Genomic DNA, 1,466 nt, shown 5'->3' with positions numbered 1-1,466 from the left:
TTTTTTTATGTTGATAAACAGATAAGATAAGTTGTTAAAATCAGTTGTGATTTACGTGTGGTGATACGTAACATTTGAGAGATAAAATAATATAATTTGCTATATGTGAACATCTGTGGCTTAATGATCTCACTGGTTTGGAAGTACAGGCCTATTTATGCTAGTCAGTTTAAAGTCGTTCACCATTTAGCGTTATCCTCGATACCACTTCATTGCGAATTCCTTCTAATTAATTCCCATAAGTAAAAATAAAAAACAAACCGCATATGCCTTATGGCAATCAAAAAAATTAAAGGAAATTCTATGTCTAATACAATGACTGGTTCAGTAAAATGGTTTAACGATGATAAAGGTTTTGGCTTCATTACTCCTAAAGATGGTAGTAAGGATGTTTTTGTTCATTTCTCTGCAATTCAGAGTGATAACTTCAAATCCTTAATCGAAGGTCAGGAGGTATCATTTACCATGGAAAACGGAATGAAAGGTCCTGCCGCTGGTAATGTGGTGGCGCTTTAAAGACAATATAATCATTGCTTTCTATTTTAAATGCCCATGCTGTAGCGGTTCACAATACCGAACATCACAATTTGATATTTCATTAAGTAACCCGCATGGAGCAAGATGTATTTTTTGCAAAAGTGTGATGAAAGCAGAAACCAACTAAGCATTAAATAGTCAATTATTTTAAACCTCGCAATGTCGGGGTTTTTTGTTATCTGGTACAATAGGCAGTCTGTTTTTTGAGAAAGAGCTATAATACCAGGATCGCCTTACCTCATTGCTATTAATAGTAAATCTTGCAAGTGCGGGTTATTACTTAAAATAAATGTGGTATCCAACTGGAATATTTTCCTAAGGAAATACCTGTGAATAGAAAAACTATTTTCAGTTATGCTCTTATGTTTACTAAAAACCTTTTTATTGTCGTACTGCTGCTTTTAGTTGTTTTTGCAATGGTGAATGGGTTTAAGTGATTTTCTTACGGTGTTGACTGAAAAATTATGAGCCTCACTTCGGTGGGGCTTTTTCATATCTCTAATTTGTAACGATAATTCACAGATTTAACTCTCCGGAATGTCCGGATAGTTCACACGTTCGGTTATTCCAGCTGAATATCAGTAGCGATCGCCCTGTTAGCGCATAGCAGCCTGGCTGAGCTAAATCAGGCTCTCATTTCAGACAAAAAAAAGCCGGTTTGGGAATAACCGGCATAAATAATAAACGATATTATTTTCATATAAATTCAGGTTTTTGTTACCTTATCATTATAGCCTGAAAATACGTATTTATCCGTGATAAGTTTGAAAAACGATTAAGCATGTGAACATATCTTTTCTCGACTTATCTATCAGATATTTATTGTGTGAATTAAAAAAAACGTATTACAAAGGTCGCCATGTGCGGCCTTTTTTATTGCAAGCAACAATAAGAGCATTGGAATACGACAGGCTCATTACCTAATCCGT

At 34.7% G+C, this 1,466-nt stretch carries 1 protein-coding gene and 1 pseudogene; both read left to right on the top strand.

The genetic code is table 11. The features are described from left to right. The first annotated feature begins 303 nt into the window (after positions 1 to 303). Entirely contained in the window at positions 304 to 516 is a 213-nt protein-coding gene (gene cspA / locus HMPREF3119_RS18325) for a transcription antiterminator/RNA stability regulator CspE (RefSeq protein ID WP_046025049.1), read from the top strand. Then, positions 500 to 646, top strand: a pseudogene (locus HMPREF3119_RS19920) (cold-shock protein); the annotation flags it as partial. The gene cspA and the pseudogene HMPREF3119_RS19920, both read left to right, overlap by 17 nt. Positions 647 to 1,466 lie beyond the last annotated feature (820 nt).

The sequence above is a fragment of the Morganella sp. HMSC11D09 genome (assembly GCF_001807955.1).
In the GTDB taxonomy this organism is placed as follows: Bacteria; Pseudomonadota; Gammaproteobacteria; order Enterobacterales; family Enterobacteriaceae; genus Morganella; species Morganella morganii.
This window is presented reverse-complemented; position numbering and strand designations above follow the sequence as displayed.